Annotated in this window: 24 protein-coding genes; all 24 read right to left on the bottom strand. The window is 70.5% G+C overall.

The window, feature by feature from the left end; translation table 11 throughout:
- Positions 1-4: 4 nt before the first annotated feature.
- Positions 5-1,954 carry a primosomal protein N' gene (locus QE428_RS11950; RefSeq protein ID WP_307469499.1) on the bottom strand — a complete coding sequence of 650 codons (1,950 nt, stop codon included), beginning with the start codon at positions 1,952-1,954 and terminating at the stop codon, positions 5-7.
- Between the two features lie 5 nt (positions 1,955-1,959).
- Positions 1,960-3,153 carry a methionine adenosyltransferase gene (metK, locus tag QE428_RS11945; RefSeq protein WP_018186759.1) on the bottom strand — a complete coding sequence of 398 codons (1,194 nt, stop codon included), beginning with the start codon at positions 3,151-3,153 and terminating at the stop codon, positions 1,960-1,962.
- A 116-nt stretch (positions 3,154-3,269) separates the two neighbouring features.
- Complete coding sequence (rpoZ, locus tag QE428_RS11940) at positions 3,270-3,524, bottom strand: DNA-directed RNA polymerase subunit omega (RefSeq protein ID WP_064002061.1); 255 nt, start codon at positions 3,522-3,524, stop codon at positions 3,270-3,272.
- Between the two features lie 105 nt (positions 3,525-3,629).
- A complete protein-coding gene (locus QE428_RS11935; protein WP_307469489.1) occupies positions 3,630-4,208 on the bottom strand; it encodes a CoA-binding protein in 579 nt (192 codons plus the stop codon).
- Positions 4,205-5,542: an O-acetylhomoserine aminocarboxypropyltransferase/cysteine synthase family protein gene (locus QE428_RS11930; RefSeq protein ID WP_307469486.1), complete on the bottom strand. Its 1,338-nt coding sequence runs from the start codon at positions 5,540-5,542 to the stop codon at positions 4,205-4,207. Before QE428_RS11930 ends, QE428_RS11935 begins: the two co-directional genes overlap by 4 nt.
- Before the next feature lie 29 nt (positions 5,543-5,571).
- On the bottom strand, positions 5,572-7,587 hold the full coding sequence (gene acs / locus QE428_RS11925; protein WP_307469483.1) for an acetate--CoA ligase: 2,016 nt from the start codon (positions 7,585-7,587) through the stop codon (positions 5,572-5,574).
- A complete protein-coding gene (locus tag QE428_RS11920; protein ID WP_307469480.1) occupies positions 7,584-8,408 on the bottom strand; it encodes an ABC transporter permease in 825 nt (274 codons plus the stop codon). Before QE428_RS11920 ends, acs begins: the two co-directional genes overlap by 4 nt.
- Positions 8,409-8,410: 2 nt before the next feature.
- Positions 8,411-9,439, bottom strand: coding sequence for an aliphatic sulfonate ABC transporter substrate-binding protein (locus QE428_RS11915; protein ID WP_307469477.1), 1,029 nt, complete (start codon positions 9,437-9,439; stop codon positions 8,411-8,413).
- Entirely contained in the window at positions 9,436-10,275 is an 840-nt protein-coding gene (locus QE428_RS11910; protein ID WP_307469475.1) for an ABC transporter ATP-binding protein, read from the bottom strand. Before QE428_RS11910 ends, QE428_RS11915 begins: the two co-directional genes overlap by 4 nt.
- An 84-nt stretch (positions 10,276-10,359) precedes the next feature.
- Entirely contained in the window at positions 10,360-11,256 is an 897-nt protein-coding gene (gmk, locus tag QE428_RS11905) for a guanylate kinase (RefSeq protein ID WP_091353583.1), read from the bottom strand.
- Positions 11,249-12,112 (bottom strand): orotidine-5'-phosphate decarboxylase, encoded by an 864-nt coding sequence (gene pyrF / locus QE428_RS11900; protein ID WP_091353580.1) that lies wholly within the window; start codon positions 12,110-12,112, stop codon positions 11,249-11,251. The genes gmk and pyrF overlap by 8 nt, the downstream gene beginning before the upstream one ends.
- Entirely contained in the window at positions 12,109-15,396 is a 3,288-nt protein-coding gene (carB, locus tag QE428_RS11895; protein WP_307469472.1) for a carbamoyl-phosphate synthase large subunit, read from the bottom strand. Before carB ends, pyrF begins: the two co-directional genes overlap by 4 nt.
- Positions 15,389-16,549, bottom strand: a complete 1,161-nt coding sequence (carA, locus tag QE428_RS11890) for a glutamine-hydrolyzing carbamoyl-phosphate synthase small subunit (protein WP_307469469.1) — start codon at positions 16,547-16,549, stop codon at positions 15,389-15,391. The genes carB and carA overlap by 8 nt, the downstream gene beginning before the upstream one ends.
- Entirely contained in the window at positions 16,546-17,079 is a 534-nt protein-coding gene (locus QE428_RS11885) for a hypothetical protein (RefSeq protein WP_091353572.1), read from the bottom strand. The genes carA and QE428_RS11885 overlap by 4 nt, the downstream gene beginning before the upstream one ends.
- Positions 17,076-18,380 carry a dihydroorotase gene (locus tag QE428_RS11880; RefSeq protein ID WP_307469464.1) on the bottom strand — a complete coding sequence of 435 codons (1,305 nt, stop codon included), beginning with the start codon at positions 18,378-18,380 and terminating at the stop codon, positions 17,076-17,078. Before QE428_RS11880 ends, QE428_RS11885 begins: the two co-directional genes overlap by 4 nt.
- Positions 18,377-19,348: an aspartate carbamoyltransferase catalytic subunit gene (locus QE428_RS11875; protein WP_307469461.1), complete on the bottom strand. Its 972-nt coding sequence runs from the start codon at positions 19,346-19,348 to the stop codon at positions 18,377-18,379. Before QE428_RS11875 ends, QE428_RS11880 begins: the two co-directional genes overlap by 4 nt.
- Positions 19,345-19,875, bottom strand: coding sequence for a bifunctional pyr operon transcriptional regulator/uracil phosphoribosyltransferase PyrR (gene pyrR, locus QE428_RS11870; RefSeq protein WP_133399591.1), 531 nt, complete (start codon positions 19,873-19,875; stop codon positions 19,345-19,347). The genes QE428_RS11875 and pyrR overlap by 4 nt, the downstream gene beginning before the upstream one ends.
- A 214-nt stretch (positions 19,876-20,089) precedes the next feature.
- Positions 20,090-20,497 carry a transcription antitermination factor NusB gene (gene nusB / locus QE428_RS11865; RefSeq protein WP_091353558.1) on the bottom strand — a complete coding sequence of 136 codons (408 nt, stop codon included), beginning with the start codon at positions 20,495-20,497 and terminating at the stop codon, positions 20,090-20,092.
- A gap of 7 nt (positions 20,498-20,504) precedes the next feature.
- On the bottom strand, positions 20,505-21,065 hold the full coding sequence (efp, locus tag QE428_RS11860) for an elongation factor P (protein ID WP_091353554.1): 561 nt from the start codon (positions 21,063-21,065) through the stop codon (positions 20,505-20,507).
- A gap of 90 nt (positions 21,066-21,155) precedes the next feature.
- Positions 21,156-21,602: a type II 3-dehydroquinate dehydratase gene (locus QE428_RS11855; RefSeq protein ID WP_307469452.1), complete on the bottom strand. Its 447-nt coding sequence runs from the start codon at positions 21,600-21,602 to the stop codon at positions 21,156-21,158.
- 9 nt (positions 21,603-21,611) lie between these two features.
- On the bottom strand, positions 21,612-22,145 hold the full coding sequence (locus QE428_RS11850) for a GNAT family N-acetyltransferase (protein ID WP_307469448.1): 534 nt from the start codon (positions 22,143-22,145) through the stop codon (positions 21,612-21,614).
- A complete protein-coding gene (aroB, locus tag QE428_RS11845; RefSeq protein ID WP_091353542.1) occupies positions 22,142-23,221 on the bottom strand; it encodes a 3-dehydroquinate synthase in 1,080 nt (359 codons plus the stop codon). Before aroB ends, QE428_RS11850 begins: the two co-directional genes overlap by 4 nt.
- Positions 23,218-23,763: a shikimate kinase gene (locus tag QE428_RS11840; protein WP_091353539.1), complete on the bottom strand. Its 546-nt coding sequence runs from the start codon at positions 23,761-23,763 to the stop codon at positions 23,218-23,220. The genes aroB and QE428_RS11840 overlap by 4 nt, the downstream gene beginning before the upstream one ends.
- Positions 23,750-24,976 carry a chorismate synthase gene (aroC, locus tag QE428_RS11835; protein ID WP_307469443.1) on the bottom strand — a complete coding sequence of 409 codons (1,227 nt, stop codon included), beginning with the start codon at positions 24,974-24,976 and terminating at the stop codon, positions 23,750-23,752. The genes QE428_RS11840 and aroC overlap by 14 nt, the downstream gene beginning before the upstream one ends.
- Positions 24,977-24,980 lie beyond the last annotated feature (4 nt).

Raw genomic sequence — 24,980 nt, 5'->3', positions numbered from 1 at the left:
GTCCTTACAGATCGAGCTCGGGCACATCGAGCCGAACCCTGAGTGTAGTCCGGGGCCCCGGACCCCGGCGTCGACCGCGGACCGCGTCCGCCACGACCGAGGCCCGCAGCTGCTCGGCGACCGTACGGCCGTGCGCGTAGTCCACCCGGACGAGGGCGCGCGCGCCGTCCTCGGTGGGCACGGGCCCGAGCACCGACAGCGGACCGAGCTCGGGAACGGCCTCGCGCAGCTCCACGAGGGCACGGTCGACGGATGCCGCGGCCCCGTCGACGGCGGCGACCCGGACGGTCGGGGGCATCAGCAGCGGCGCCCGATCCGCGAGCTCGGCGCGGGCGTAGGCGGCGTGGGTCCACGTCGCGAGGGCGCGGGCGACAGGTCCCGTGACACCGACGAGGTGGACGGGCGAGCCGGGAGCCGCGAGCGCGGCGGCGTTCGACCACCACCGCAGGCACGATTCGCCGATCCGCAACTGCTCGGCCATGAGCATCTTGTCGCCGTCGAGGAGGATGACGGCACGGTAGCCGCCCTCCGCCGGGGGCTCCGCTCCGCGCGTGGCGATGACGAGGGCAGGCCTGCCGTCGACGGACGCGACGGGATGGTCGCCGTCGGCCACGATGACCCGGATGCCGGGGAACGCCCGACCGAGTTCGTCCGCCGTCCGCTCACTCCCCGACGACGCCATCCGGAAGCGTGTGCCGGCGCAGTTGGCGCACGTCCAATTCGGCGCGGACCGGCCGCACCACCCGCAGTCCGGCGTCGCCCCCGGTCGGCGGGCCCGGAGCGGGCCGGAGCAGTGCCGGCACCGGGCGGGGGTGCGGCATTCCGCGCAGACGAGGACGGGCGAGTACCCGGGCCGGGCGACCTGGACGAGCACCGGCCCGTGCTGCAACGCCTCCCGCGCCGCGCCGAAGGCGGCCGAGGGGACCCGGGCACCGCGGTGCTCGGCCTCGTGCGTGGCGGACAGAACGACCCGCGGACTGACCCGGCGCGACGCAGGGAGCTCCCGCACCCACCCGAGCTGGACGAGACGCTCGACGTCGGTCGTGCGCGTGTGCCCCGCGAAGACGAGCGCGGAGTGCTCCTCCTCCTGACGGACGAGCGCGGCATCGCGTGCGTGGACTCCCGGACTGAGCGGCTCGGCAAGGAGCGTGTCGCCGTCGTCCCAGACGAAGACCGCGCCGACATCGTGGGCGGGCGCGTACACGGTGGACCGGTTCCCGACCACGATGCAGGGAGCGGCGCTCAGCATCCGAAGGTACGTCGCGTATCGCTCCGGCCCCGAGCGCCGGGCGTCGTCGCGGACGATCGCGTCTCCAGGGACCAGGGCCGCGAGGGCGTCGAGGAGCTGCGTCTGGTCGCGGTGGTCGGGGACGACGAGAAGCGCACTCCGGCCGCCGTCCAGGACGAGCACGGCGAGGCCCGCGAGCAGGTCCGCCCAGGCTCCGCGGAGGGCTCCGGGAGTCGGATGCGGCGGGGCGTCGATCGCCACCCGCTCCCCCGACAGGACGGCATCGGCGAGCCCGGGATAGGGCGATGCGAGCGCGTGCGCGCGGGTCGCGGCATCCGGATCCACCTGCGGCACCTCGGGCGGAGCGGCGGCGAGCCAGGCCTTCTCGGCCCGCACCATCCGCTTCGGCACCGCGAGGCGCAGGATGTCGCTCGCCGAACCGGCGGCCCGGTCGGCGACACGTCGCGCCAGTGCGTAGAGGGATGCCGGGAGCACCGGCACCGGGGAGACGACGGACGCCACCTCGGACAGCGGCCGCCCGCCGGGTTCGACCTCGGCCCGCTCGATGACCCAGCCCTCGATCATCCGCCCGGCGCTGCGCAGCGGGACCTTCACCCGCACACCTGGCTGGGCGTCGGCGTCGAGGGCGCCCGGTACGGCGTAGTCGAAGAGTCGATCGAGTTGGGGAACCGGCGAATCGAGGAGGATCCGCGCGACGGCGATCACGGGCGTCAGAGCCCGGCGGCGGCCCGCAAGGCGTCGACGCGGTCCGTGCGCTCCCATGTGAACTCGGGCAGTTCGCGCCCGAAGTGTCCGTAGGCGGCGGTCTGGGCGTAGATGGGACGCAGGAGGTCGAGGTCGTCGATGATCGCCTGCGGCCGGAGGTCGAACGACTCCCGGATCGCGGCGGTGATCTTCTCGTCCGAGACGTGCCCCGTTCCGAACGTCTCGACGTACAGCCCCACGGGGGCGGCACGGCCGATGGCGTAGGCGACCTGTACCTCGAGGCGGTCGGCGAGCCCTGCCGCGACGGCGTTCTTCGCGACCCAGCGCATCGCGTACGCCGCCGAGCGGTCGACCTTGGACGGGTCCTTGCCGCTGAAGGCCCCGCCACCGTGACGCGCGGCGCCGCCGTAGGTGTCGATGATGATCTTGCGTCCGGTCAGGCCCGCATCGCCCTTCGGGCCGCCCACGACGAAGGGTCCGGCCGGGTTGATCACATAGCGCACGCCCGAGACGTCGAGCCCCGTCTGCGCGAGGACGGGGTCGATGACCTCGGCCTGCACCGCAGCGCGGAGGGCCGGGAGCGAGATGTCGGGGTGGTGCTGGGTGGAGAGGACGACCGTGTCGACGGTCCGCGGCGTCGTGCCGTCGTAGCCGAGGGTCACCTGCGTCTTGCCGTCGGGACGTAGGAACGGCAGCGCGCCGCTGCGACGCGCGTCGGTGAGCCGCTCGGCCAGCCGGTGAGCCGTCCAGATCGCGGTCGGCATGTACGAGGGCGTCTCGTTCGTCGCGTAGCCGAACATGATGCCCTGGTCCCCCGCGCCGAGCGCGTCGACGGGGTCGACGGAACCGCCCTCGCGGTGCTCGAGCGCGTTGTCGACGCCCGCGGCGATGTCGCCCGACTGCTCGCCGATCGACACCGTCACACCGCACGAGTCGCCGTCGAAGCCGGTCTCGGAGGAGGTGTACCCGATGCGGTTCACGACGCGGCGGACGATCCCCGGGATGTCGACGTACCCGTCGGTGCGGACCTCGCCGGCGACGTGGACGAGTCCGGTGGTCACGAGCGTCTCGACGGCGACGCGGCTGCCGCGGTCGACGGCGAGGAGGGCATCGAGGATGCTGTCGGAGATCTGGTCGCAGATCTTGTCGGGGTGACCTTCGGTCACAGACTCCGACGTGAACAGGCGCAGCGCGCTCATCGGTCCTCCAGAGGGCGGATCGGGGGTGTGAAAACCATCATGCCCGCGGTCCCCGACACGGGGGACACGCGGGCATGAGGATGACGCCGTGTGGCGCCCGGGTCATGAGCTCGAGGTCACTCCGCCGCGCGCAGGCGCAGCTTGTCCTCGTGGATCTCGTGGAGGGCGATCGTCAGGGGCTTGTCCTCGACGTTCGAGTCGACGAGCGGGCCCACGTTGTCGAAGAGGTTCCCCTCGTGGAGGTCCGAGTAGTAGTCGTTGATCTGACGCGCGCGCTTGGATGCGTAGATCACGAGCTGGTACTTCGAGTCGACCTTGTCGAGCAGTGCGTCGATGGGCGGGTCGATGATGCCCTGGTCACGGTTGGCCATGGTGGTCCTCCAGGATCGGTGAGGCGAGTTGTCTGCCTGAGCGCACTCTGAAGCGGCGCGGCATCCACTCAGTCTACAGGTCGCGACGCGCCGGCGCGCGCCGCGTCAGCGGCTCAGCAGCTGCCGCTTCGAGCTGAGAACCCCGGTGTCGAAGCCCGCCAGGTGGAGCCCGCCGTGGAAGCGCGCGTGCTCGATCTTGACGCACCGGTCCATGACGACTGACAGCCCTGCGTCGGCGGCGATCTTCGCGGCGCCCTCGTGCCACGAGCCGAGCTGCAGCCAGAGCGTCGAGGCCCCGGCATCCACCGCCTCCTGCGCGACGCCGGGCAGGTCGTCGTGCTTGCGGAAGACGTCGACGATGTCGGGGACGACGGGCAGGTCCGCGAGCGACGCGTAGGCGGGCTTGCCGAGGATCTCACTCGCCCGCGGATTGACGTAGTACACGTCGTACGGCGAGCTGCCGCTCAGGTAGGTCGCGACGAAGTAGCTCGCGCGCGCCGGGTTGTCGGACGCGCCGACGATCGCGATGGTCTTCGCACGGCGGAGGATCTCGAACCGCTCCTGGGGACCCGCGGCGGGCCAGGTGCGCTTCGCGTGCACGGCCGGAGCCGCGCCGGGAAGCGCACACGCGGCTCCCTCGGTCGGGGCGGGCTGGGGCACGGCGCAGGCGTTCGCGTCGGTCATCGGGAGACTCCTGTCGCGGCGGTGAGGGCCTGATCGAGGTCCCACACGATGTCCTCGGGGTCTTCGAGACCCACCGAGATGCGGATGAGGTCAGCCGGCACACCGGCGGCGACGAGCTGGTCGGCGCTGAGCTGCTGATGCGTCGTCGAGGCGGGGTGGATGACGAGGGTTCGGGCATCGCCGATGTTGGCGAGGTGCGAGGCGAGCTGGAGCGCGTCGATGACGGCCTCGCCCGCTCGCCGACCCGCGGCGACGCGTTCCTCGTCACTCGCGGCATCGCCTCCGGCCTTCACGCCGAACGCGAAGACCGACCCCGGACCGAGCGGGAGGTACTTCTCCGCCCGCTCGCGGTGGGGGTGATCAGGGAGGCCCGCCCACGTGACGAAGGACACGCGCGGGTCGGAGTCGAGCCACTCGGCGACGATCCGCGCGTTCGCACCGTGCGCGTCGATGCGCTGCGGCAGGGTCTCGATGCCCTGCAGCAGCAGGAAAGCCGAGTGCGGGCTGAGGGCGGCTCCGATGTCGCGGAGCTGCTCGCTCCGGAGCTTGGTGAGGAAGCCGTACTCACCGAAGTTGTCCCACCACTTGATGCCGCCGTACGAGGCGACCGGCTCGGTCATCTGCGGGAACTTGCCGTTCCCCCAGTCGAAGGTCCCCTTCTCGATCACGACGCCGCCGAGGGTCGTGCCGTGTCCGCCGAGGAACTTCGTGACCGAGTGGATGACGATGTCGGCGCCGTGCTCGAGCGGTCGCGCGAGGTAGGGAGTCGCGAGGGTCGAGTCGACGACGAGCGGGATGCCGGCGGCATGAGCCACCTCGGCGAGCCCCTCGATGTCGGCGATCTCGCCCGACGGGTTGCCGATCGTCTCGACGTAGAGGACCTTCGTCTCGGGCCGGATGGCCGCCGCATAATCGGCCGGATCGCTGGAGGCGACGAAGGTCGTATCGACCCCGAATCGGCGGAGCGTGACGTCCAACTGCGTGACCGTGCCGCCGTAGAGCTGCGCCGAAGCGACGACGTGGTCGCCGACGCCGACGAGCGCGGCGAACGTGATGAACTCCGCGCTCATCCCCGACGCGGTGGCCACCGCTCCGATGCCGCCCTCGAGCGATGCGAGGCGCTCTTCGAGTGCCGCGACGGTGGGGTTGCCGATGCGCGAGTAGATGTTGCCGTACTTCTGCAGCGCGAACAGGTTCGCGGCATCCGTCGCATCGTCGAAGACGAAGGACGAGGTCTGATAGATCGGCACGGCGCGGGCGCCGGTGGCGGCATCTGGGGTGCCGCCGGCGTGGAGCGCGCGCGTGCGGAAGCCGAAGCGGTGTTCGTCAGTCATGATCTCTTTCTGGCGGATGGATGCGCCGGTCACGCCGCCGCCAGGGCGGCGGCGATACGCGCGACGGCATCGGGGTTCTGCAGCGATGTGGTGTCGCCGAGGGGCGCGGGTTCGCGGCCCGCCCGGCGGTCCTGTTCGGCCTCCCACAGCTGGGCAAGGAGGCGTCGGAGGATCTTGCCCGAGCGGGTCTTGGGGAGATCGGGCACGACGACGACATGCCGCGGCTTGGCGATCGGCCCGATCTCGCGCGCCACGTGCGCGCGGAGCTCCCCGGCATCCGGCTCCCCCGCGCCGGACGGCACGACGAAGGCGGCGACGGCGTGGCCGGTCAGCGAGTCGACCACTCCGGTGGTCCCCGCCTCTCCGACCGCGGCGTGCGCGACGAGGGCGGACTCGATCTCGATCGTCGACAGCCGGTGGCCCGACACGTTCACGACGTCGTCGAGGCGGCCGAGGATCCAGATGTGGCCGTCGGCGTCGCGCGTCGCTCCGTCGCCCGCGACGTAGTACCCACCGTGCTCGCCGTGGCCGGCATAGGTCGACCAGTAGGAGTCGCGGTAGCGCTCGGGGTTCCCCCAGACGGTCCGCGCCATCCCGGGCCAGGGACGACGGACGACGAGCGTGCCGGATCTGCCCGGCTCGACCTCTCGCCCGTCGGGATCGACCACGGCGGCGTCGATCCCGGGCAGCGGCACGGTCGCTGATCCCGGCTTCAGCGTCGTGACTCCCGGCAGCGGCGCGATCATCGCGGCGCCGGTCTCCGACTGCCACCACGTGTCGACCACGGGGACTTCGTCGCGCCCGAAGGCGCGGCGGAACCATGCCCACGCGGCGGGGTTGATCGCCTCGCCGACGGTGCCGAGAAGACGGATGCTCGACAGGTCGTGGCCCTCGGGGAGGCGCTCGCCGAACCAGGTCATGAAGGTGCGGATGAGGGTGGGGGCCGTGTAGTACACGGTCACGCCGTACCGCTCGATGATCTCGAGGTGGCGCTCCCGGTGGGGCGCATCGGGGGTGCCCTCGTAGATGACCTGCGTGAGTCCGTTCGACAGCGGACCGTAGATCTCGTAGGTGTGAGCGGTGACCCACGCGAGGTCGGCGGTGCACCAGTGAACGTCGTCGGGCTTCGCGTCGAAGTGCGCCCAGTGGGCCCAGCTCGCGTGGGTGAGGTATCCGCCCGACGTGTGGACGAGTCCCTTCGGCTTCCCGGTCGTGCCCGACGTGTAGATGATGAAGAGCGGATGCTCGGCATCGAACGCCGCGGCGTCGTGGACCGTCGACGCGGTGTCGACGACGTCGTGCCACCAGACGTCGCGCCCCGGGGTCCACTCGACCTCGTTCCCCGTCCGTCGGACGACCAGGACGTGCTCGAGCTCGGGAAGGCCTGCTGCGGCGGCATCCGCGGCGGATTTGACTTCGACCTCTCCCCCGCGCCGGAACTGCCCGTCGCTCGTGACGAGCAGCTTCGCGCCGGTGTCCTCGAGCCGGAACCGCACAGCCTCGGCCGAGAAGCCCCCGAAGACGAGAGAGTGAACAGCACCGACGCGCGCGCAGGCGAGCGCGATGACGACCGTCTCGACGAGGACCGGCAGGTACACGACGACGCGGTCGCCGGGCTGGATGCCGAGAGCGACGAGCGCGTTCGCCGCCTGGGACACGCGGCGTTGCAGGTCGGCGTAGGTGACCGTCGTGCGATCTCCCGGTTCGCCCTCGAAGTGGAGGGCGACCTTCTGACCGAGGCCGGCAGCGACGTGGCGGTCGACGCAGTTCACGGCCACATTGAGGGTGCCGCCGTCGAACCAGCGCGCGGCGGGGATCGACAGCTCACCGTCTGCGTCGCGGACGGGCGGGCGCCAGTCGAGCGCGGTGTGCCAGGGCGTGACCCAGTCCAGGCGCGCGGCCGCCGTCTCCCAGAACCGGGTCGGATCCGCCGACGCGTCCACGTACGCCGAGGCGGTCACGTTGGCCTGCGCCGAGAAGTCGTCCGGTGCGGGATAGGTGCGGTTCTCGACGAGACGGACCTCGTCGACGTCCGGGCCGCTCACGTCCACTTCCTCAGGACGCGTCGCTGGAGCAGCGTGACCAGGGCGTTGGACAGGGTCCCGAGGGCCGCGAGGATCACGATCGCCAAGAAGATGCGGTCGACACGACCCGTGCTCTGAGAATCGGTCAGCAGGTATCCGAGCCCCATCGAGGCCGAGATCAGCTCCGCCGCGACGAGGAAGAGCCACGCCTGCGCCAGAGCCAACCGCAGACCCGAGACGAGTGCCGGGACGGTCGCCGGCAACTGCACCGAGCGGAACAGCTCCCCGCCGCGCAATCCGAACGAACGCCCCATCTCGACGAGGTGCGGATCGACGTGTCGGAGCGCCCCTGCGACGGTCGTGAAGACCGGGAAGAAGGCGCCGATCGCGACGAGGGTCACCTTCGGCTCTTCGCCGATTCCCATCCAGAGCAGGAGCAACGGGACGAGGGCGAGTGACGGGATCGCGCGGAACGCGGCCAGGATGGGGCTGAGGAGCACGTCGCCCGCTCGGGTCAACCCGACGACGGCCGCGACGGCGAGCCCCACGAGCGAACCGATCGAGAAACCGAGGATCACGCGCTGCACCGAGATCGCGATGTGCCCCCACAGCACACCCGAGTCGCCGAGCTGCACGGCGGCGCCGACGACGTCGATCGGAGCCGGCAGACGATACGTCGGGATGAGGCCGAACGCCGTCACCGCCTGCCAGAGGGCGAGGACGGCCAGCGGGACGACGAGGCCGCCCACGACGCGGACACTCGTCCGGGACCAGAACGGCCGCACCGCCGCAGCACCCGAGGGCGCGGCAGCGGTGGCGGTCGTGTCGACGGATGCCGTCATCGTCAGCCCGCGGCCTTCTCGGCGAATGTCGGCTCGATGATCGTGTCGAGCGCCTGGTCGACGGCGCTCTGACCACCGGTCACGGCATCGGAGTCGACGAGGACCGGAGCGATCTTCTTCAGGACGGCGAGCTGGGCGTCGCCGGGGATGCCGCTGACGTCGAGGTTGGAGCGCTCGCCGATCACGGTCGTCGCGACCTTCGGGTCGATCCCCGCGACGTCCGCGAGGAGCGCCGCGGTCTCGTCGGGGTTCGCGAGCGCCCACTCGCGGGCCTCCTCGTAGGCGTCGACGACGACCTGCGCGACGTCCTCGTGGTCGGTGAGGAACTCTTCCGTCGCGTTGAGGAAGCCGTAGGAGTTGAAGTCGACGTTCCGGTAGATGAGCTTGTCGCCGGACTCGACCTCGGCTGCCGCCATGATCGGGTCGAGACCCGCCCACGCGTCGACGGAGCCGCCGTCGAGGGCGGCGCGCCCGTCCGCGTGCTGCAGGTTCTGCACGTCGACGTCCTTGACGCTCAAGCCCTCGGTCTCGAGCGCCTGCAGCAGGAAGAAGTACGGGTCGGTTCCGCTGGTCGCGGCGACCTTCTTGCCCTTGAGGTCGGCGACCGAGGTGATGTCGCTGTCCGGGCCGACGACGATCGCCGACCACTCCGGCTGCGAGTACACGTCGATGACCTTGATCGGCGAACCGTTCGCCCGCGCCAGGAGCGCAGCCGAACCGGCCGTCGAACCGACGTCGAGCGCTCCGGCGCGGAGGAGCTCGTTGGCCTTGTTCGACCCGGCGGACTGCGTCCACTCGACGTCGACGTCGTCGCCCAGCGCCTTCTCGATGAGGCCCTGGTCCTTCACCACGAGGCTGAGCGGGTTGTAGGTCGCGAAGTCGATCGAGAGGGTGTCGGTCGACCACGATCCGGCGCTCGCGCCGTCGGAGGTCGAGCTCGCGTTCTCGCCGGCGAAGCATCCTGTCGCCATGAGCATCACCACGGCACCCACGGCGAGGGCGGGAACGGTGCGGCGGATGACGGTGCTCATCGGGTCTCCTGAAGGGTTGAGCGGTGGGTGTCGACGCCGAGCCCCGCGAGGAGCTCGGCGCGGAGGTCCGTGAACCCGCGATCGGCGCGGTCACGGGGACGGATGCCGGGGACCTCGATCACGCGGGCGATCGAGTAGTCCTCGGAGTCGGCATCGATCGCGCGCAGCTGGATCACGCGATCTGCCAGGTAGAGGGCTTCCTCCACGTCGTGCGTCACGAGGACGACGGTCGTGGGTTCGGCGGAATGGATGTCGAGGAGCAGGTCCTGCATCCGGAGGCGGGTGAGGGCGTCGAGGGCCCCGAACGGCTCGTCGAGCAGCAGCACCTCGGGTCCGCGCGCGAGAGCCCGCGCGAGCGACGCCCGCTGGGCCATCCCGCCCGACACCTCGCGGGGACGGAGAGAAGCGGCGGCGGTCAGCCCCACGAGTTCGAGGAGCTCGGCCACGCGAGCGGACGCGTCGGAGCGCGCGGTGCCGCGCGGCATCCCGATGGCGACGTTCTGCGAGATCGTGCGCCACGGCAGCAGGCGCGGTTCCTGGAACGCGACCGCGGTGCGCTCGTCCGTGTCGCGCAGTGGTGTGCCGTCGACGGTCACGGATCCGGCCGTCGGCGCGTCGAGACCGGCGAGGAGGCGCAGGAGCGTCGACTTGCCGCATCCCGAAGGCCCGACGATCGCGATGATCTCACCGGGTTCGATGTCGAGGTCCACCCCGCGCAGGACGGGGACGGGCCCGGATGCTCCGGAAAAGGTCCGACGAACACCCGACAGCGACACGGCACCCCGCGGTGCGGTCGTACTCCGGGCAGCGTCGGAGGCGGCGAGCACGGTGGACATGAGTCCAGCTTCCCGGACCCCGGCGCGGCTCCCGCATCGGAGCGTAACGATGTGAAACGAAGCGCCGGGATGCTGCGGCGTGCGTCAGTGTGCGAGTCGGGCGACCTCCGCCGCGGCGCGCGCGACGTCGTCGTTCACGACGCGGTAGTCGAACTCGCCCTGCGACGCGAGCTCGACCCGTGCGGTCTTCAGCCGGCGTGCCCGCTCCTCTTCGCCCTCGGTCCCCCGACCGACGAGCCGGTTCACGAGCTCGTCCCAGCTGGGCGGCAGAAGGAAGACGAGCGTCGCGTCGGGAGCGGCGGCGCGGACCTGGCGTGCGCCCTGCAGATCGATCTCGAGCAGAACGGTCCGCCCTTCGGCGAGGGCCACATCGATCGGGCGACGCGGGGTGCCGTAGCGGTATGCGTTGTGCACCGTCGCGTATTCGAGGAGCTCACCCGCCTCGACCATCCGATCGAATTCGGCGTCGTCGACGAAGAAGTAGTGCTCGCCCTCGACCTCGCCCGGTCGCGGCGGACGCGTCGTCGCGGACACCGAGAGGAGGATCTCGGGGTGGTGCTCCTTGATGTGCGCTGCGACCGTCCCCTTCCCGACCGCAGTGGGGCCGGCGAGCACGATCAGACGGCTCCGTGCCTCGCGCGCGCGCGGCTCGGGCAGGCGACGGTCGAGGTAGTCCTGCAGCACCTGCCGTTGGCGGATGCCGAGACCGCCGATCTTCTTCACCGGGGCGATCTGCAGGTCCGCGAGGATGCGGTCGCGCTTGCCTTCGCCGATGGCAGGGATCGCGGTGAGGAATTCGGTCACGCGCATCGCGGCGGCCGCGGACTGCGGCTCGGCCCATGCGCGCCGCAGCAGGTCCTGCGGGCTGATGACGCGCGTCGACACGTCGCGCTTGAGGGCGGCACGCTCGCGGCGCGCAGCGACGGCACGACGCGACGCGGCGGCGCGGTCGACCTCGGGAGGGGTGCGGGAGTCAGGCATGTCGGGCGTCCTGGAGTTCGGAGTTGTGGGTGTCGATGGCGGTGGCGATCCCGTCGGGACCCGCGCCGAGGATGCTGCGGCTCGCGCTGGCGAGCACCTGCGGCGCCAGGGCACCGAACCGCTCGGAGATGTCGCGAAGGCGGGCACCCTGCGCTCCGAATCCGGGGGCGAGAAGGGACGCGCGGTGCAGCGAGGCATCCGTCAGTCCGAGATCTGCGCGCTCCACTGTAGCCCCGACGACGAAGCCGACCGGACCGAAACGGTCCTCCCCCACCACTGCCGACGAGTTCGCCGCGCCGGCGCGCTGCGCGACCCAGTCCGCCACCGTCTGGCCGCGCTCGGCGTCGACTGCGGTGATCTCAGCGGACTGGAGGCCTGCGGCCTCGGGGTTGCTGGTCGCCGCGAGGACGTAGACGCCCTTGCCCTCTCGAACGGCCGTCGCGATCGTGCCGCGCAGCGAATCCGGTCCGAGGTACGGGCTCACGGTCACCGCGTCGGATTCGAGCGGAGATCCCGCCGACAGCCAGGACTCGGCGTACCCGTCCATCGTGCTCCCGATGTCGCCGCGCTTCGCGTCGGCGATGACGATCAGGCCCGCTGCGCGGGCCGTCCCGATGACGTCCTCGAGTGCCGCGTAGCCCGCTGACCCGAAGCGCTCGAAGAACGCCACCTGCGGCTTGACCACACCGACACGGGTGCGCGCGGCATCCACGACGCGGAGCCCGAAGTCGCGGACGCCCGCAGCGGATGCCGGGAGCCCCCACGCGGCCAGGAGCGACGCGTGGGGGTCGATGCCGACGCACAGCGGACCGCGGGCGTCGAGCGCCGCGGCCAGCCGCGAACCGAATGAGGTCACACCGCCGCCTTCCGGTCGGCGGCGTACTCCTGCAGGCTCCGGACCTCGAACCCGTTCCGCAGGACGGGCATCGCCGACACCGCCGCGCCGAGCACCGCCATCGTGGTGAACAGCGCCTTGTCGGCAGCCACCGCGGCGGCGCGGATCTCGTAGCCGTCGGCCCGCGCGATGCCGCCCGAGGGGGTGTTCACGACGATGTCGATCTCGCCCGCATTGATGAGGTCGACGACGTTCGAGTCACCTGAGTCCTGCGTCTCGGAGTACTTGGAGACGACTTCGACCCGGATGCCGTTGCGCGCGAGGATCTCCGCTGTGCCCTCCGTGGCGATGAGCGTGTACCCGAGCTCCTGCAGACGGTGCGCTGGCAGGATGACGGCTCGCTTGTCGTCGTCGGCGACCGAGAGGAAGACGGTGCCCGAGGTCGGCATCCCGCCGTACGCTGCGGCCTGGCTCTTCGCGAACGCCGTCGGGAAGTCCCGATCGATTCCCATGACCTCACCGGTGGAGCGCATCTCGGGGCCGAGCACGGAGTCGACGGTGCGGCCGTCGGCGGTGCGGAACCGCTTGAACGGCAGCACGGCCTCCTTGACGGCGACGGGGGCGTCGAGCGGCACACGCGAGCCGTCCTGCTGCGGAAGCAGGCCTTCCGCGACGAGCTCGGCGATCGAGGCGCCCGCCATGATGCGGCTGGCGGCCTTGGCCATCGGGATGCCGAGTGCCTTCGAGACGAAGGGCACCGTGCGCGACGCGCGAGGGTTGGCTTCGATGACGTAAAGGACGCCCGCCGACACGGCGAACTGGACGTTCAAGAGGCCTCGCACGCCGACGCCCTCGGCGATGGCGTGCGTCGCGACGCGCACCCGGTCGATCTCGCCCCGGCCGAGCGACATGGGCGGCAGGGTGCAGGACGAGTCGCCGGAGTGGATGCCGGCCTCTTCGAGGTGCTCCATGACGCCGCCGATGTAGAGCTGCTCGCCGTCGAAGAGCGCATCGACGTCGATCTCCACCGCGTCGTCGAGGAAGCGGTCGACCAGGAGCGGAGCATCCTCGCGGATGATCGCCTGGTCGGCGATGCGCACGAAGTAGTCGCGCAGGCTCTCGGTGTCGTAGACGATCTCCATGCCGCGCCCGCCGAGGACGAAGCTGGGGCGGACGAGTACGGGGTAGCCGATCTCCTCGGCGATGGCGATAGCGCCCGCCTCGTCGGTGGCCGTCCCATGACGCGGCGCGGTGAGACCCGCGCGGTCGAGCAGCTGCGAGAAGAGCTCTCGCTCCTCCGCGATGTCGATCGCGGCGGGCTTCGTGCCGAGGATCGTGTACCCGGCCGCCTCGATGCCCTTCGCGAGGCCCAGCGGCGTCTGCCCGCCGAGCTGACAGATGACACCGACGATCTCGCCCGACTGCGCCTCTGCGTGCAGCACCTCGAGGACGTCCTCCAGCGTGAGCGGCTCGAAGTAGAGGCGGTCGCTCGTGTCGTAGTCGGTCGAGACCGTCTCGGGGTTGCAGTTGACCATGATCGTCTCGAAACCGGCATCCGACAGCGCGAACGAGGCGTGGACGCACGAGTAGTCGAACTCGACGCCCTGGCCGATGCGGTTGGGGCCGGAGCCGATGATGACGACCTTGCGTCCTTCGCTCGGCGTGACCTCGGTCTCACGGTCGTACGACGAGTAGTGGTACGGCGTGAGCGCCGGGAACTCGCCCGCGCAGGTGTCGACCGTCTTGTAGACGGGGCGCAGGCCGAAGCCGTGACGGATGCCGCGCACGTCCGTCTCGCCGAGACCGCGGAGTTCTGCGATCTGAGCATCGCTGAAGCCGTGGTCCTTCGCGAGGCGCAGAATGTCCTCGGTCAGCTCGTCCGCGTCGCGGATGTACTCGGCGACCTCGTTGATGAGGATCATCTGGTCGAGGAACCAGGGGTCGATCGCGGTGGCGTCGAACGCCTGCTCGAGCGTCGCGCCCTTGCGGAGCGCCTGCTGCAGGACGACGATGCGGCCGTCGGTAGGCGTCTTCGAGACCTCGAGGAGCTCCTCCATCGAGCGCTCCTCGGGGCCCCAGTGGAAGCTGGAGCCGCGCTTCTCGAGGGAGCGGAGCGCCTTCTGGAGCGCGGTCGTGTAGTTGCGGCCGATCGCCATCGCCTCGCCGACCGACTTCATGGTGGTCGTGAGGGTCGTGTCGGCGGCGGGGAACTTCTCGAAGTTGAAGCGGGGCACCTTGACGACGACGTAGTCGAGCGTCGGCTCGAAACTCGCCGGGGTCGCCTTCGTGATGTCGTTCGGCACCTCGTCGAGGCGGTACCCGATGGCGAGCTTCGCGGCGAGCTTCGCGATCGGGAAGCCGGTCGCCTTCGAGGCGAGGGCGGACGAGCGCGAGACGCGCGGGTTCATCTCGATGACGATGATGCGGCCGGTCGCCGGGTCGACGGCGAACTGGATGTTGCAGCCACCGGTGTCGACGCCGACGGCGCGGATGATGTCGATGCCGATGTCGCGGAGCTTCTGGTACTCGCGGTCGGTCAGCGTGAGCGCGGGAGCGACGGTGATCGAGTCTCCGGTGTGCACACCGACGGGGTCGACGTTCTCGATCGAGCAGACGACCACCGTGTTGTCGGCGGTGTCGCGCATGAGCTCGAGCTCGTACTCCTTCCAGCCGAGGATCGACTCCTCGAGGAGCACCTCGGTCGTGGGCGAGTCGCGCAGGCCCGCGCCGCCGATACGGCGGAGGTCCTCTTCGTCGTACGCGAAGCCGGATCCGAGGCCGCCCATCGTGAACGAGGGCCGGACGACGAGGGGGTAGCCGAGCTCCTCGGCACCGGCGAGCAGGTCGTCCATGGTGTGGGCGATGACGCTGCGCGCGACGTCAGCACCGGACTCGAGGACGAGCTCCTTGAAGACCTGACGGTCCTCACCCTTGCGGATCGCGTCGACCTTGGCGCCGATGAGCTCCACGCCGTACTTCTCGAGGATGCCGCGGTCGTGGAGGGCCATCGCCGCGTTCAGGGCTGTCTGGCCGCCGAGGGTCGGCAGGATCGCGTCGGGCTTCTCCTTGGCGATGATCGTCTCGATCACCTCGGGGGTGATCGGCTCGACGTACGTCGCGTCGGCGAAGTCGGGGTCGGTCATGATCGTGGCCGGGTTCGAGTTGACGAGGATGACGCGGACGCCCTCCTCGCGGAGGACCCGGCACGCCTGGGTGCCGGAGTAGTCGAACTCGCAGGCCTGACCGATGACGATCGGGCCCGATCCGATGACGAGGACGCTCTGGATGTCGTCGCGCTTAGGCATTCTTCGTCTCCTGAGTGGCGACCACGAGGTCGCGGAAGCGGTCGAACAGGTAGTTGGCGTCGTGCGGGCCGGCGGCGGCCTCGGGGTGGTACTGCACGCTGAACGCCGGGAGGTCGAGGGCGCGAAGGCCCTCCACCACGTTGTCGTTGAGGCCCACGTGGCTGACCTCGACGCGGCCGTAGCCGTTCGGGCTGTCGATGACGCCCTCGATGGGCGCGTCGACAGCGAAGCCGTGGTTGTGCGCCGTGATCTCGACGCGGCCCGTGGTCTTGTCGAGGACCGGCTGGTTGATGCCGCGGTGCCCGAAGGGCAGCTTGTACGTCCCGAACCCGAGGGCGCGGCCGAACAGCTGGTTGCCGAAGCAGATGCCGAAGAACGGCAGGCGGGCGTCGAGGACCTCGCGCAGGAGCGCGACGTGACGATCGGATGCCGCGGGGTCGCCGGGGCCGTTCGAGTAGAAGACGGCGACGGGGTCGACGGCCTGGATATCGGCGAACGAGATCGTCTGCGGCAGGACGTGGACCTCGAACCCGCGGGCGGCGAGGTTGTTCACGGTGGCCTGCTTCACGCCGAGGTCGAGGATCGCGAGGTTGCCGATCTTCTCGCCCACGGCGGGGGTCACCTGCGCGGCGGGCACCGAGACGTCCGCGGACAGGTTCTGCCCGCTCATCTCGGGCGCCTCGCGCACGATGCGCAGCTGCTCGTCGTCGCTGAGCGCCGCGTCATCCCCTGAGAACACCCCGCCCCGCATGGAGCCCGCTGATCGCAGCACCCGGGTGACCGCGCGCGTGTCGATGCCGCTGATGCCGACGATGTCGTCGCGGACGAGGGCGTCCTCGAGCGAGTGGTCGGCGCGCCAGTTGGAGACGATGCGCGAGGGGTCGCGCACGACGTACCCCGACACCCAGATGCGGCGGGACTCGTGGTCCTCGCCGTTCATGCCGGTGTTGCCGATGTGCGGTGCGGTCTGGAGAACGATCTGACCCGCGTAGGACGGGTCGGTGATCGTCTCCTGGTACCCGGTCATCGCCGTGGCGAAGACGACCTCGCCGAGGGTGGTGCCGCGGGCGCCGTAGGCGTGCCCGGGGTGTCGGGTACCGTCCTCGAGGACGAGGACGGCGGGTTCGGGAGCTTGGAATCTCTGAATGCTCATGCGTCGCTTCCGGGAATCTGCTGGGGAGAGGTGGGAGAAGAGGTGGCGGGGAGGACCCGGCTGATCGCGTCGCTGAGCGATCGCGCGGAGAGGTCCTGCGGGCGGAGGTAGCTGTCGACGACCGTGCCTTCCGGGGTGGTCCACGCGAGACGAACGAGGCCGTCGCGCTCGACGACCCGGTCGATGGCGACCGTCGCCTGGCCCACGGAGACCAGGGCGTCCGCGGCGAGGAAGATCCGCGGCTGGCCGGTCAGATCGAGAGCCACGCCGGCATCGGTCACGGTCACGTCGACGCGGGACCGGAAGGCGAGCCCGCGGATCGCGAGCCGTTCCAGCGCATCGTCGTGACGGGTCGTGGCGACGTACAGTCCCTCCGAGCGGAGACTCGTGACGGCACCGTCGGGGGCATCGCCGACCGGGGCGGTCAGGCCCGCATCCCGCCTCGATCGTCGTCGCCAGGCAATCAGTCCGATCACGATCAGCAGGACGGCGACCGCCACCATGACGAGGACGGCAGCCTCGCGCGTCACGAGGCGACCTCGGCGACGACCGCGCCGTCGGCGACGGTCTGTCGGCCGCGGAAGAACGTCGCGCGTACCTCTCCCGGAAGCTCCCGCCCCAGGTAGGGCGAATTCACACTGCCGCCCCGCAGGTCGTCCGTGCTGAATGCGCGGATCGGCGCCGGGTCGTAGAGGGCGAGGGATGCCGGCGATCCGACCGCGATCGGGGTCCCGGCATCCGCGAGCCTGCCGATGCGGGCAGGGGCCGATGACATGACACGGACGACGTCGGACCACTCGAGCAGACCCGTTTCGACCATCGCGGCGTGCACGACGCGGAGGGCGGACTCTAGTCCGACCATCCCGTTGGCCGCAGCCTGCCATTCGCAGGTCTTCGCTTCGGCGGGATGCGGGGCGTGGTCGGTGGCGACGATGTCGATCGTGCCGTCCGCGAGTCCCTCTCGGACCGCGCGCACATCCTCGTCCCGCCGCAGTGGCGGGTTGACCTTGAAGCGCGGGTCGTATCCGCGGACGAGGTCCTCGGTCAGCAGCAGGTGATGGGGCGTGACTTCGGCCGTGACGTTGATGCCGCGCTTCTTCGCCCACCGGATCAGGTCGACGGAGCCGGCAGTCGAGAGGTGGCAGACGTGCAGGCGCGAACCGACGTGCTCGGCGAGGAGCACATCGCGCGCGATGATCGATTCCTCGGCGACGGCCGGCCATCCCGTGAGGCCGAGCTCGGCCGAGACGGTGCCCTCGTTCATCTGGGCGCCCTCGGTCAGTCGCGGGTCCTGCGCGTGCTGCGCGACGACGCCGTCGAAGGACTTCACGTACTCCAGCGCCCGGCGCATGATGAGCGGGTCGAAGACGCAGAAGCCGTCGTCGCTGAAGACGCGGACGCGCGCGCGTGATGAGGCCATCGCGCCGAGCTCGGCGAGCCGCTCGCCCTTCTGCCCGACGGTGACGGCGCCGATCGGCTGGACGTGGGCGTAGCCGGCGGCCTCGCCCAGGGCGAGCTCCTGCTCGACGACGCCGGCCGTGTCGGCGACCGGAGAGGTGTTCGGCATGGCGAACACCGTCGTGTAGCCGCCGGCGGCGGCGGCGCGGGAGCCCGACAGGATTGTCTCGGACGCCTCGTAGCCCGGCTCTCGGAGGTGGGTGTGCAGATCCACCAAGCCGGGCAGTGCGATCAGGCCGTCGCCATCCACCGTCCGTGCGCCGTTCTCGCTGAGGCCCGTGCCGAGCTCGGCGATGACACCGTCTCGGATCAGGATGTCCGCGGCGATGCCGCCGTCGATCCGCGCCCCGCGGATGAGGATGATCTCGCTCATCGGGCCTCCTCCTGTGGGTGGGTGGTGGGTCGCTCCCCCGCCAGGAGCAGGTAGAGCGCCGCCATGCGGACCGAGACACCGTTCGCGACCTGCTCGAGCACGGTCGAACGTGGTGAATCGGCGGCGTCGGCGGAGATCTCCAGACCCCGGTTCATGGGTCCGGGGTGCATGACAATGCTAGCGGTCGGAAGAGATCCCATCCGCGCGGCATCCAAGCCCCAGCGGCGTGAATACTCCCGTTCAGTGGGGAAATAGGCCGCATTCATCCGCTCCAGCTGGATGCGGAGCATCATGACGGCGTCCGGCGCCGACGCGATGGCCTGATCGAGGTCGTAGGAGATCGTCACCGGCCAGGCCGAGACGTCCTGCGGGACCAGCGTCGGAGGTGCCACCAGGGTGACCCGGGCCCCGAGCGTCGTCAGCAGCCAGACGTTCGACCGCGCGACGCGCGAGTGCAGGACGTCGCCGACGATCGCGACGTGGAGCCCCGCGAGGTCGCGGCCCCGGCTGTCGTCGCCGAAGACGCGCTTGCGGATGGTGAACGCGTCCAGCAGAGCCTGCGTCGGGTGCTCGTGCGTTCCGTCGCCGGCGTTGAGCACCCCTGCGGATATCCATCCGCTCGTCGCGAGCGTGTGCGGGGCTCCCGAGGCACCGTGACGGATCACGACCGCGTCGGCGCCCATCGCCTGCAGGGTTTGCGCGGTGTCCTGAAGGGACTCTCCCTTGGAGACCGAGGACCCCTTCGCGGAGAAGTTGATGACGTCGGCCGAGAGCCGCTTGGCAGCCGCTTCGAAGGAGATCCGGGTGCGCGTCGAGTCCTCGAAGAAGAGATTGACGACGGTCTTGCCGCGGAGGGTGGGGAGCTTCTTGACCTCGCGGGACTGCGTGTCGCGCATGTCCTCGGCGACGTCGAGGATGCGGAGCGCGTCGTCCCGACTGAGGGTGCGGGTGTCGAGGAGGTGTCTCATGACGCGATCGTCACCTCTTCGGCGCCGTCGACGTCGGCCAGCCGCACGTTGACGCGTTCCTCACGCGAGCTCGGCAGGTTCTTGCCGACGAAGTCCGGCCGGATGGGGAGTTCGCGGTGACCGCGGTCCACGAGGATCGCGAGGCGCACGACGGCGGGCCGGCCGATGTCCTGCAGCGCGTCGAGGGCGGCACGGATGGACCGGCCCGAGAACAGCACGTCGTCGACGAGGACCACGGTCTTCGCGTCGATGCCGCCGGGCGGGATCTCGGTGGGGCGCGGCGTCCGCGTGGGATTGCGGTGCAGATCGTCGCGGTACATCGTGACGTCGAGCGATCCGACCGGGACGGTCACGCCCGTGAACGACGCGATGAGCCCCGCGATGCGTTCGGCGAGAGTGACGCCGCGAGTGGGGATCCCGAGGAGCACGAGCCCGTCGGGGCCCTTGTTCGACTCGAGGATCTCGTGAGAGATGCGCGTGAGTGCGCGGGCGATGTCAGCGTCGTGCAAGACGATGCGCGAAGTCATCCGCCGCTCCCTTCTCCGCCTCACAGGACGGTGTTAAAGGTTGCTTGTACGAGACCACTCTAGCGGGGCCGGGCGGTGAGCCGCGGCATCCGGTCGCTCTCCAGGACTCCCCCGCCGACGAGAGACGGCATCGCGGCCGAGACTCGACGCGAAGCCGCGTATCTCGGACGGGATGCCGTCTGTCGGTGGATGTGCCGGGTCGCCGGCCCTCGGGTCAGGAGCGCGCGATGCGGGCGAGGACGCCGTGCACGAACGAGCCGGAGTCGTCGGTGGAGAACTCCTTCGCGAGCTCCACCGCCTCGTCGATGGCGACCGCGGTCGGGATCTGGTCGTTGTGCAGGATCTCCCACACCCCGATGCGGAGGATCGCGCGGTCGACCGCCGGCATCCGCTCGAGCTTCCAGTCACGCGCGTGCGTGACGATCTGCTCGTCAATCTCGCTCTGCGCGTCGATGACGCCGTCCACGATCTCGCGGGCGTATAGCCAGGAGGCCTCGCGCGCCGGCTCGTTCGCCGCGCGCTTGGCCTCGGCGGCGAGGGTGACGCCGAGGTCATCGCCCCGGATGTCGGACTGGTACAGGATGTCGAGGGCGCGCTTGCGCGCCTTGCTCCGAGCGCTCATCGGGCGGTCAGTTCACGCGGCCGAGGTAGTCCCCGGTGCGCGTGTCGACCTTGACCTTGGTGCCCTGGTCCACGAACAGCGGGACCTGGATCTCGTAGCCGGTCTCGAGGGTCGCGGACTTCGTGCCGGCCGAGGAGCGGTCGCCCTGCAGGCCCGGCTCGGTGTACGTGATCTCGAGGACGACCGAGGCGGGCATCTCGACGTAGAGCGGGTTGCCGTTGTTGAGCGCGATCTGCACCTGCTGGTTCTCGAGCAGGTAGTTGGCCGCGTCGCCGACGACGGTGGCCGAGACGTTCAGCTGGTCGTAGTCGGCGACGTCCATGAAGACGTAGCTGTCCCCGTCGTTGTAGAGGTACGTGAAGTCGCGACGGTCGACGTTCTCGATCTCGATCTTCGCGCCCGCGTTGTAGGTGCGGTCGACGACCTTGCCCGAGACGACGTTCTTGAGCTTCGTGCGGACGAAAGCGCCACCCTTACCGGGCTTCACGTGCTGGAACTCGACGACGTTCCAGAGCTGTCCGTCGATGGACAGGACGACGCCGTTCTTGATGTCTGCAGTGGATGCCATGAGAGTGCGATTTTCCGTTCGGTGGGTTCGAGGCCGATGCGGCCGACGATCGATTCTACGGGATGCCGCGGCACCCGCCCCGGAAAGCGGTCAGCCGTCGAGGGTCGAGAGCAGTTCGCGGGTGGCGTCGGCGTATCCGGCGACCCCGCGGCCGACGACATGCACCACCGCGACGTCGGCGACGTACGAGTGGTGGCGGAACGATTCCCGGGCCATCACGTCGGAGATGTGGACCTCGGCGACGGGGAGCGCGACGCCCGAAAGAGCGTCGCGCAGCACGACGGACGTGTGCGTCAGCCCGCCCGGGTTGATGACGATCGCAGCGCAGTCCGTGCGGGCCGCGTGGATCGCGTCGATCAGGACGCCTTCGTGATTGCTCTGCACCGCGCGCACCTCGTAACCGGACTCCGCGGCTGTCCGCTCGACGAGCGCCTCGACGTCGGCGAGGGTGTCGTGCCCGTAGACGTCGGGTTCGCGGATGCCGAGGAGGTTCAGGTTCGGTCCGTTGACGAGCAGCAGGCGGCGGGGGGTCGACACGTGACGACCCTACTGGGACGGGCGGTGCATCTGGATCTCGCGGCCGACCTCGGTGTCGAGGGCAAGTCCCGTCGCGATGAATCCGAGCCGGCGGTAGGCCGCCTGCGCGCGGGCGTTGTCGATGTGGACGTCGAGGGTGAGCCCGTCGGCGTCGACGGCCTCTGCCCAGGCGGATGCCGCGGCGACGAGCTCGTCGAGGACGCCCCGCCCGCGGTGCTCGGCATCGACGAAGACACCGACGAGCTCGGCCCGCGGGGCGGCGACGCGGCGGCCCAGGGCGTCGTCAGCACCGGCATCCCGGATGAGGACCGTCGCGGAGCCGACCCACCGCTCCCCCGCGATCGCGACGAACTGCGCCGCGTTCTGACCCAAGGCGGCGTCGGCGGTCCGCGACTGCCAGTGCACGTCGTCGCGGGCGAGCTCCTGCTCGCGGGTGGTCAGAAACGCGATGGACGCGACCGGATCGCTGACCGCGCGGATGCGGAGGTCGCGGACCTCGCGCCACTCGTGCAGGCGAACGCGGCGGACCGCGGCATCCGTCACCCGGCGATCTCCTGGTACGCCGCGAACAACAGCGACTCGTCGGGAGCCTGCATGACGGTGGGCTTGCCGATCGCGTCGAGGACGATGAAGCGGAGCATGCCGGCGCGCGACTTCTTGTCGCGCTGCATGACGCCCAGCAGGTGCTGCCAGCCATCCATCCGATAGCTCGTGGGAAGGCCCAGGAGGTCGAAGATCCGGCGGTGGCGCGCGACGTCGTCGTCCGAGAGCCGCCCGGCGAGGCGCGAGAGCTCGGCGGCGTACATCATGCCGATCGAGATGGCGGCGCCGTGGCGCCAGCGGTACCGCTCGGCGTGCTCGATCGCGTGACCCAGGGTGTGGCCGTAGTTCAGTACTTCACGCAGGCCTGCCTCGCGGAAGTCCTCGCTCACCACGCGCGCCTTCATCTCGATCGCGAGCTCGATGCACCGGCGGAATTCGTCCGTCGTCGGGTCGACCGCCGCCTCGGGGTCGCGCTCGACGATGTCGAGGATCTCGGGGTACCAGATGAAGCCGGCCTTCACGACCTCCGCGAAACCGGCGACCGTCTCGTTGCGCGGCAGCGTGTCGAGCACGTCGAGGTCGCAGATCACCGAACGGGGAGCCCAGAACGCGCCGACGAGGTTCTTCCCCTCGGCCGTGTTGACACCGGTCTTGCCGCCGACAGCGGCATCCACCATCCCGAGGACGGTCGTCGGGATCTGCACGACCTGCACTCCGCGCAGCCAGGATGCCGCCACGAACCCCGCGAGGTCCGTCACGGCGCCGCCGCCGAAGCCGATGACCGCGTCGGTGCGGGTGAAGTCGGCCTGCCCCATGACCTGCCAGCAGAAGGCGGCGACCTCGATGCGCTTGCCGTCCTCGGCGTCGGGGACCTCGGCGGTGAGCACCTCGAGCGAGCCGTCGGCGAGGAGCAGTTCACGGAGGTCGGCCGCCTTCGCACCCAGGCGCGGGGTGTGCACGATCAACACCTTCTTGACGGTGGGGGCGAAGTGCTCGCGGACACCGGCGAGCAGGCCCCGACCGACGTGGATGTCGTAGGGCGAGGCCCCGGTGACGCTGATGGTGGTGTGGGTCATGGGGTGACTCCCGAGGTGTCGGCGGCGGGCCCTGCCCAGTCCGCGATGGCGGTCACGATGTTCTCGAGCGGCCCCGACGACGTGTCGAAGGTCGCATCGGCGACGGCCTCGTAGACGGGCCGCCGTTCCGCATAGATGCGCTCCCAGCGCTGGATCGGCGTCTCGTCGTCCCCCGACAGCAGGGGGCGGGATGCCGCTTCGCCCAATCGACGGGCGACGACGCGCGGCGCGACGGTCAGCAGGGCCACACGGTGTGAGCGCAGTCGCTCCCGGGTGGCCTCGTCGAGCACGGCTCCTCCGCCGAGCGAGACGACGCCGCCGCTGCTCAGGGCTTGCGCGACCGCATCCCGTTCGAGAGAGCGGAAGTGCGGCTCACCGTGTGTCGCGAACAGGTCCGCGATGGGCCCGTGAGCGCGGACGATCATCGCGTCGGTGTCGTGGAAGGTGCGCCCGAGTCGCTTCGCCACCCGTTTGCCGACGCTCGTCTTGCCGGCCCCCATGGGACCGATGAGCACGATCGCCCGGGCGTCAGGCGAGGTCATGCGTGAGGAGTGCCGCCTCGGACGCAGGGGTCGTCTTCAGCGTCTCGGGGATCGCCTCGAGGTAGGTCTCGAGGTTGCGACGCGTCTCACGGACGCTGTCGCCGCCGAACTTCTCGAGGACCGCGTCGGCGAGCACGATCGCGACCATCGCCTCGGCGACGACGCCGGCTGCCGGCACCGCGCAGACATCCGAGCGCTGGTGGTGGGCAGCGGCCGTGTCACCGGTGGCGACGTCCACGGTACGAAGCGCGTGCGGGACGGTGGCGATGGGCTTCATCCCGGCGCGGACGCGGAGGACGGTGCCCGTCGACATCCCGCCTTCGGTGCCGCCGGCACGGTCGGACGCGCGCGTGATGCCGTCCTCGGTCGCGAAGAGTTCGTCATGAGCCGCCGAGCCGCGACGACGCGTGGTCTCGAACCCGTCCCCGACCTCGACGCCCTTGATCGCCTGGATGCTCATGAGGGCCTGGGCGAGCTTGCCGTCGAGGCGCCGATCCCAGTGCACGTGCGATCCGAGCCCCGGAGGCAGGCCGTAGGCGAGCACCTCGACGATCCCGCCGAGGGTGTCGCCGTCCTTCTTGGCGGCATCCACCTCGGCGACCATGCGCTCGGACGTGGCCGGGTCGAAGCAGCGGAGCGGATCGGCGTCGAGCGCATCGACATCGTCGGGTCCGGGGAGCTCCGCCCCCTCGGGCACCTGGACGGGACCGATCGACAGCGTGTGGCTCACGAGGCGGATGCCGAGCTCCGAGAGGAAGCCGCGGGCGATCGCACCGAGCGCGACGCGCGCGGCTGTCTCGCGCGCGCTCGCGCGCTCGAGGATCGGCCGCGCCTCGTCGAAGTCGTACTTCTGCATGCCCACGAGGTCGGCGTGACCGGGACGGGGGCGCGTGAGCGCGGCACCGCGGCCGCGGGAGCGTTCGCTCAGCTCGGTGGGCTCGGGGTTCATGACCTCGACCCACTTCGGCCACTCGGTGTTGCCGATGCGCAGGGCGATCGGGCTGCCGAGCGACAGGCCGTGCCGGACGCCGCCCGAGAGGTTCAACTCGTCTTCCTCGAACTTCATCCGCGAGCCACGGCCGTAGCCGAGCTTGCGGCGGGCCAGGTCGGCGCGGATCGCGTCGAGCGAGACGGGGACGCCGGAGGGCAGACCCTCCATGATGGCGACGAGTTCGGGGCCGTGGGATTCGCCGGCGGTGAGCACGCGGAGCATTGCT

Source organism: Microbacterium sp. SORGH_AS_0505 (assembly GCF_030818715.1).
In the GTDB taxonomy this organism is placed as follows: Bacteria; Actinomycetota; Actinomycetes; order Actinomycetales; family Microbacteriaceae; genus Microbacterium.
This window is presented reverse-complemented; position numbering and strand designations above follow the sequence as displayed.

Excerpts from the sequence above, each read along its gene's own strand:
- metK (WP_018186759.1), bottom strand. The coding sequence starts at position 3,153 with ATGAGCGCGCTGCGCCTGTTCACGTCGGAGTCTGTGACCGAAGGTCAC.
- rpoZ (WP_064002061.1), bottom strand. The coding sequence starts at position 3,524 with ATGGCCAACCGTGACCAGGGCATCATCGACCCGCCCATCGACGCACTG.
- QE428_RS11935 (WP_307469489.1), bottom strand. The coding sequence starts at position 4,208 with ATGACCGACGCGAACGCCTGCGCCGTGCCCCAGCCCGCCCCGACCGAG.
- QE428_RS11930 (WP_307469486.1), bottom strand. The coding sequence starts at position 5,542 with ATGACTGACGAACACCGCTTCGGCTTCCGCACGCGCGCGCTCCACGCC.
- QE428_RS11920 (WP_307469480.1), bottom strand. The coding sequence starts at position 8,408 with ATGACGGCATCCGTCGACACGACCGCCACCGCTGCCGCGCCCTCGGGT.
- QE428_RS11915 (WP_307469477.1), bottom strand. The coding sequence starts at position 9,439 with ATGAGCACCGTCATCCGCCGCACCGTTCCCGCCCTCGCCGTGGGTGCC.
- QE428_RS11910 (WP_307469475.1), bottom strand. The coding sequence starts at position 10,275 with ATGTCCACCGTGCTCGCCGCCTCCGACGCTGCCCGGAGTACGACCGCA.
- gmk (WP_091353583.1), bottom strand. The coding sequence starts at position 11,256 with ATGCCTGACTCCCGCACCCCTCCCGAGGTCGACCGCGCCGCCGCGTCG.
- carB (WP_307469472.1), bottom strand. The coding sequence starts at position 15,396 with ATGCCTAAGCGCGACGACATCCAGAGCGTCCTCGTCATCGGATCGGGC.
- carA (WP_307469469.1), bottom strand. The coding sequence starts at position 16,549 with ATGAGCATTCAGAGATTCCAAGCTCCCGAACCCGCCGTCCTCGTCCTC.
- QE428_RS11880 (WP_307469464.1), bottom strand. The coding sequence starts at position 18,380 with ATGAGCGAGATCATCCTCATCCGCGGGGCGCGGATCGACGGCGGCATC.
- QE428_RS11875 (WP_307469461.1), bottom strand. The coding sequence starts at position 19,348 with ATGAGACACCTCCTCGACACCCGCACCCTCAGTCGGGACGACGCGCTC.
- pyrR (WP_133399591.1), bottom strand. The coding sequence starts at position 19,875 with ATGACTTCGCGCATCGTCTTGCACGACGCTGACATCGCCCGCGCACTC.
- nusB (WP_091353558.1), bottom strand. The coding sequence starts at position 20,497 with ATGAGCGCTCGGAGCAAGGCGCGCAAGCGCGCCCTCGACATCCTGTAC.
- efp (WP_091353554.1), bottom strand. The coding sequence starts at position 21,065 with ATGGCATCCACTGCAGACATCAAGAACGGCGTCGTCCTGTCCATCGAC.
- aroB (WP_091353542.1), bottom strand. The coding sequence starts at position 23,221 with ATGACCCACACCACCATCAGCGTCACCGGGGCCTCGCCCTACGACATC.
- QE428_RS11840 (WP_091353539.1), bottom strand. The coding sequence starts at position 23,763 with ATGACCTCGCCTGACGCCCGGGCGATCGTGCTCATCGGTCCCATGGGG.
- aroC (WP_307469443.1), bottom strand. The coding sequence starts at position 24,976 with ATGCTCCGCGTGCTCACCGCCGGCGAATCCCACGGCCCCGAACTCGTC.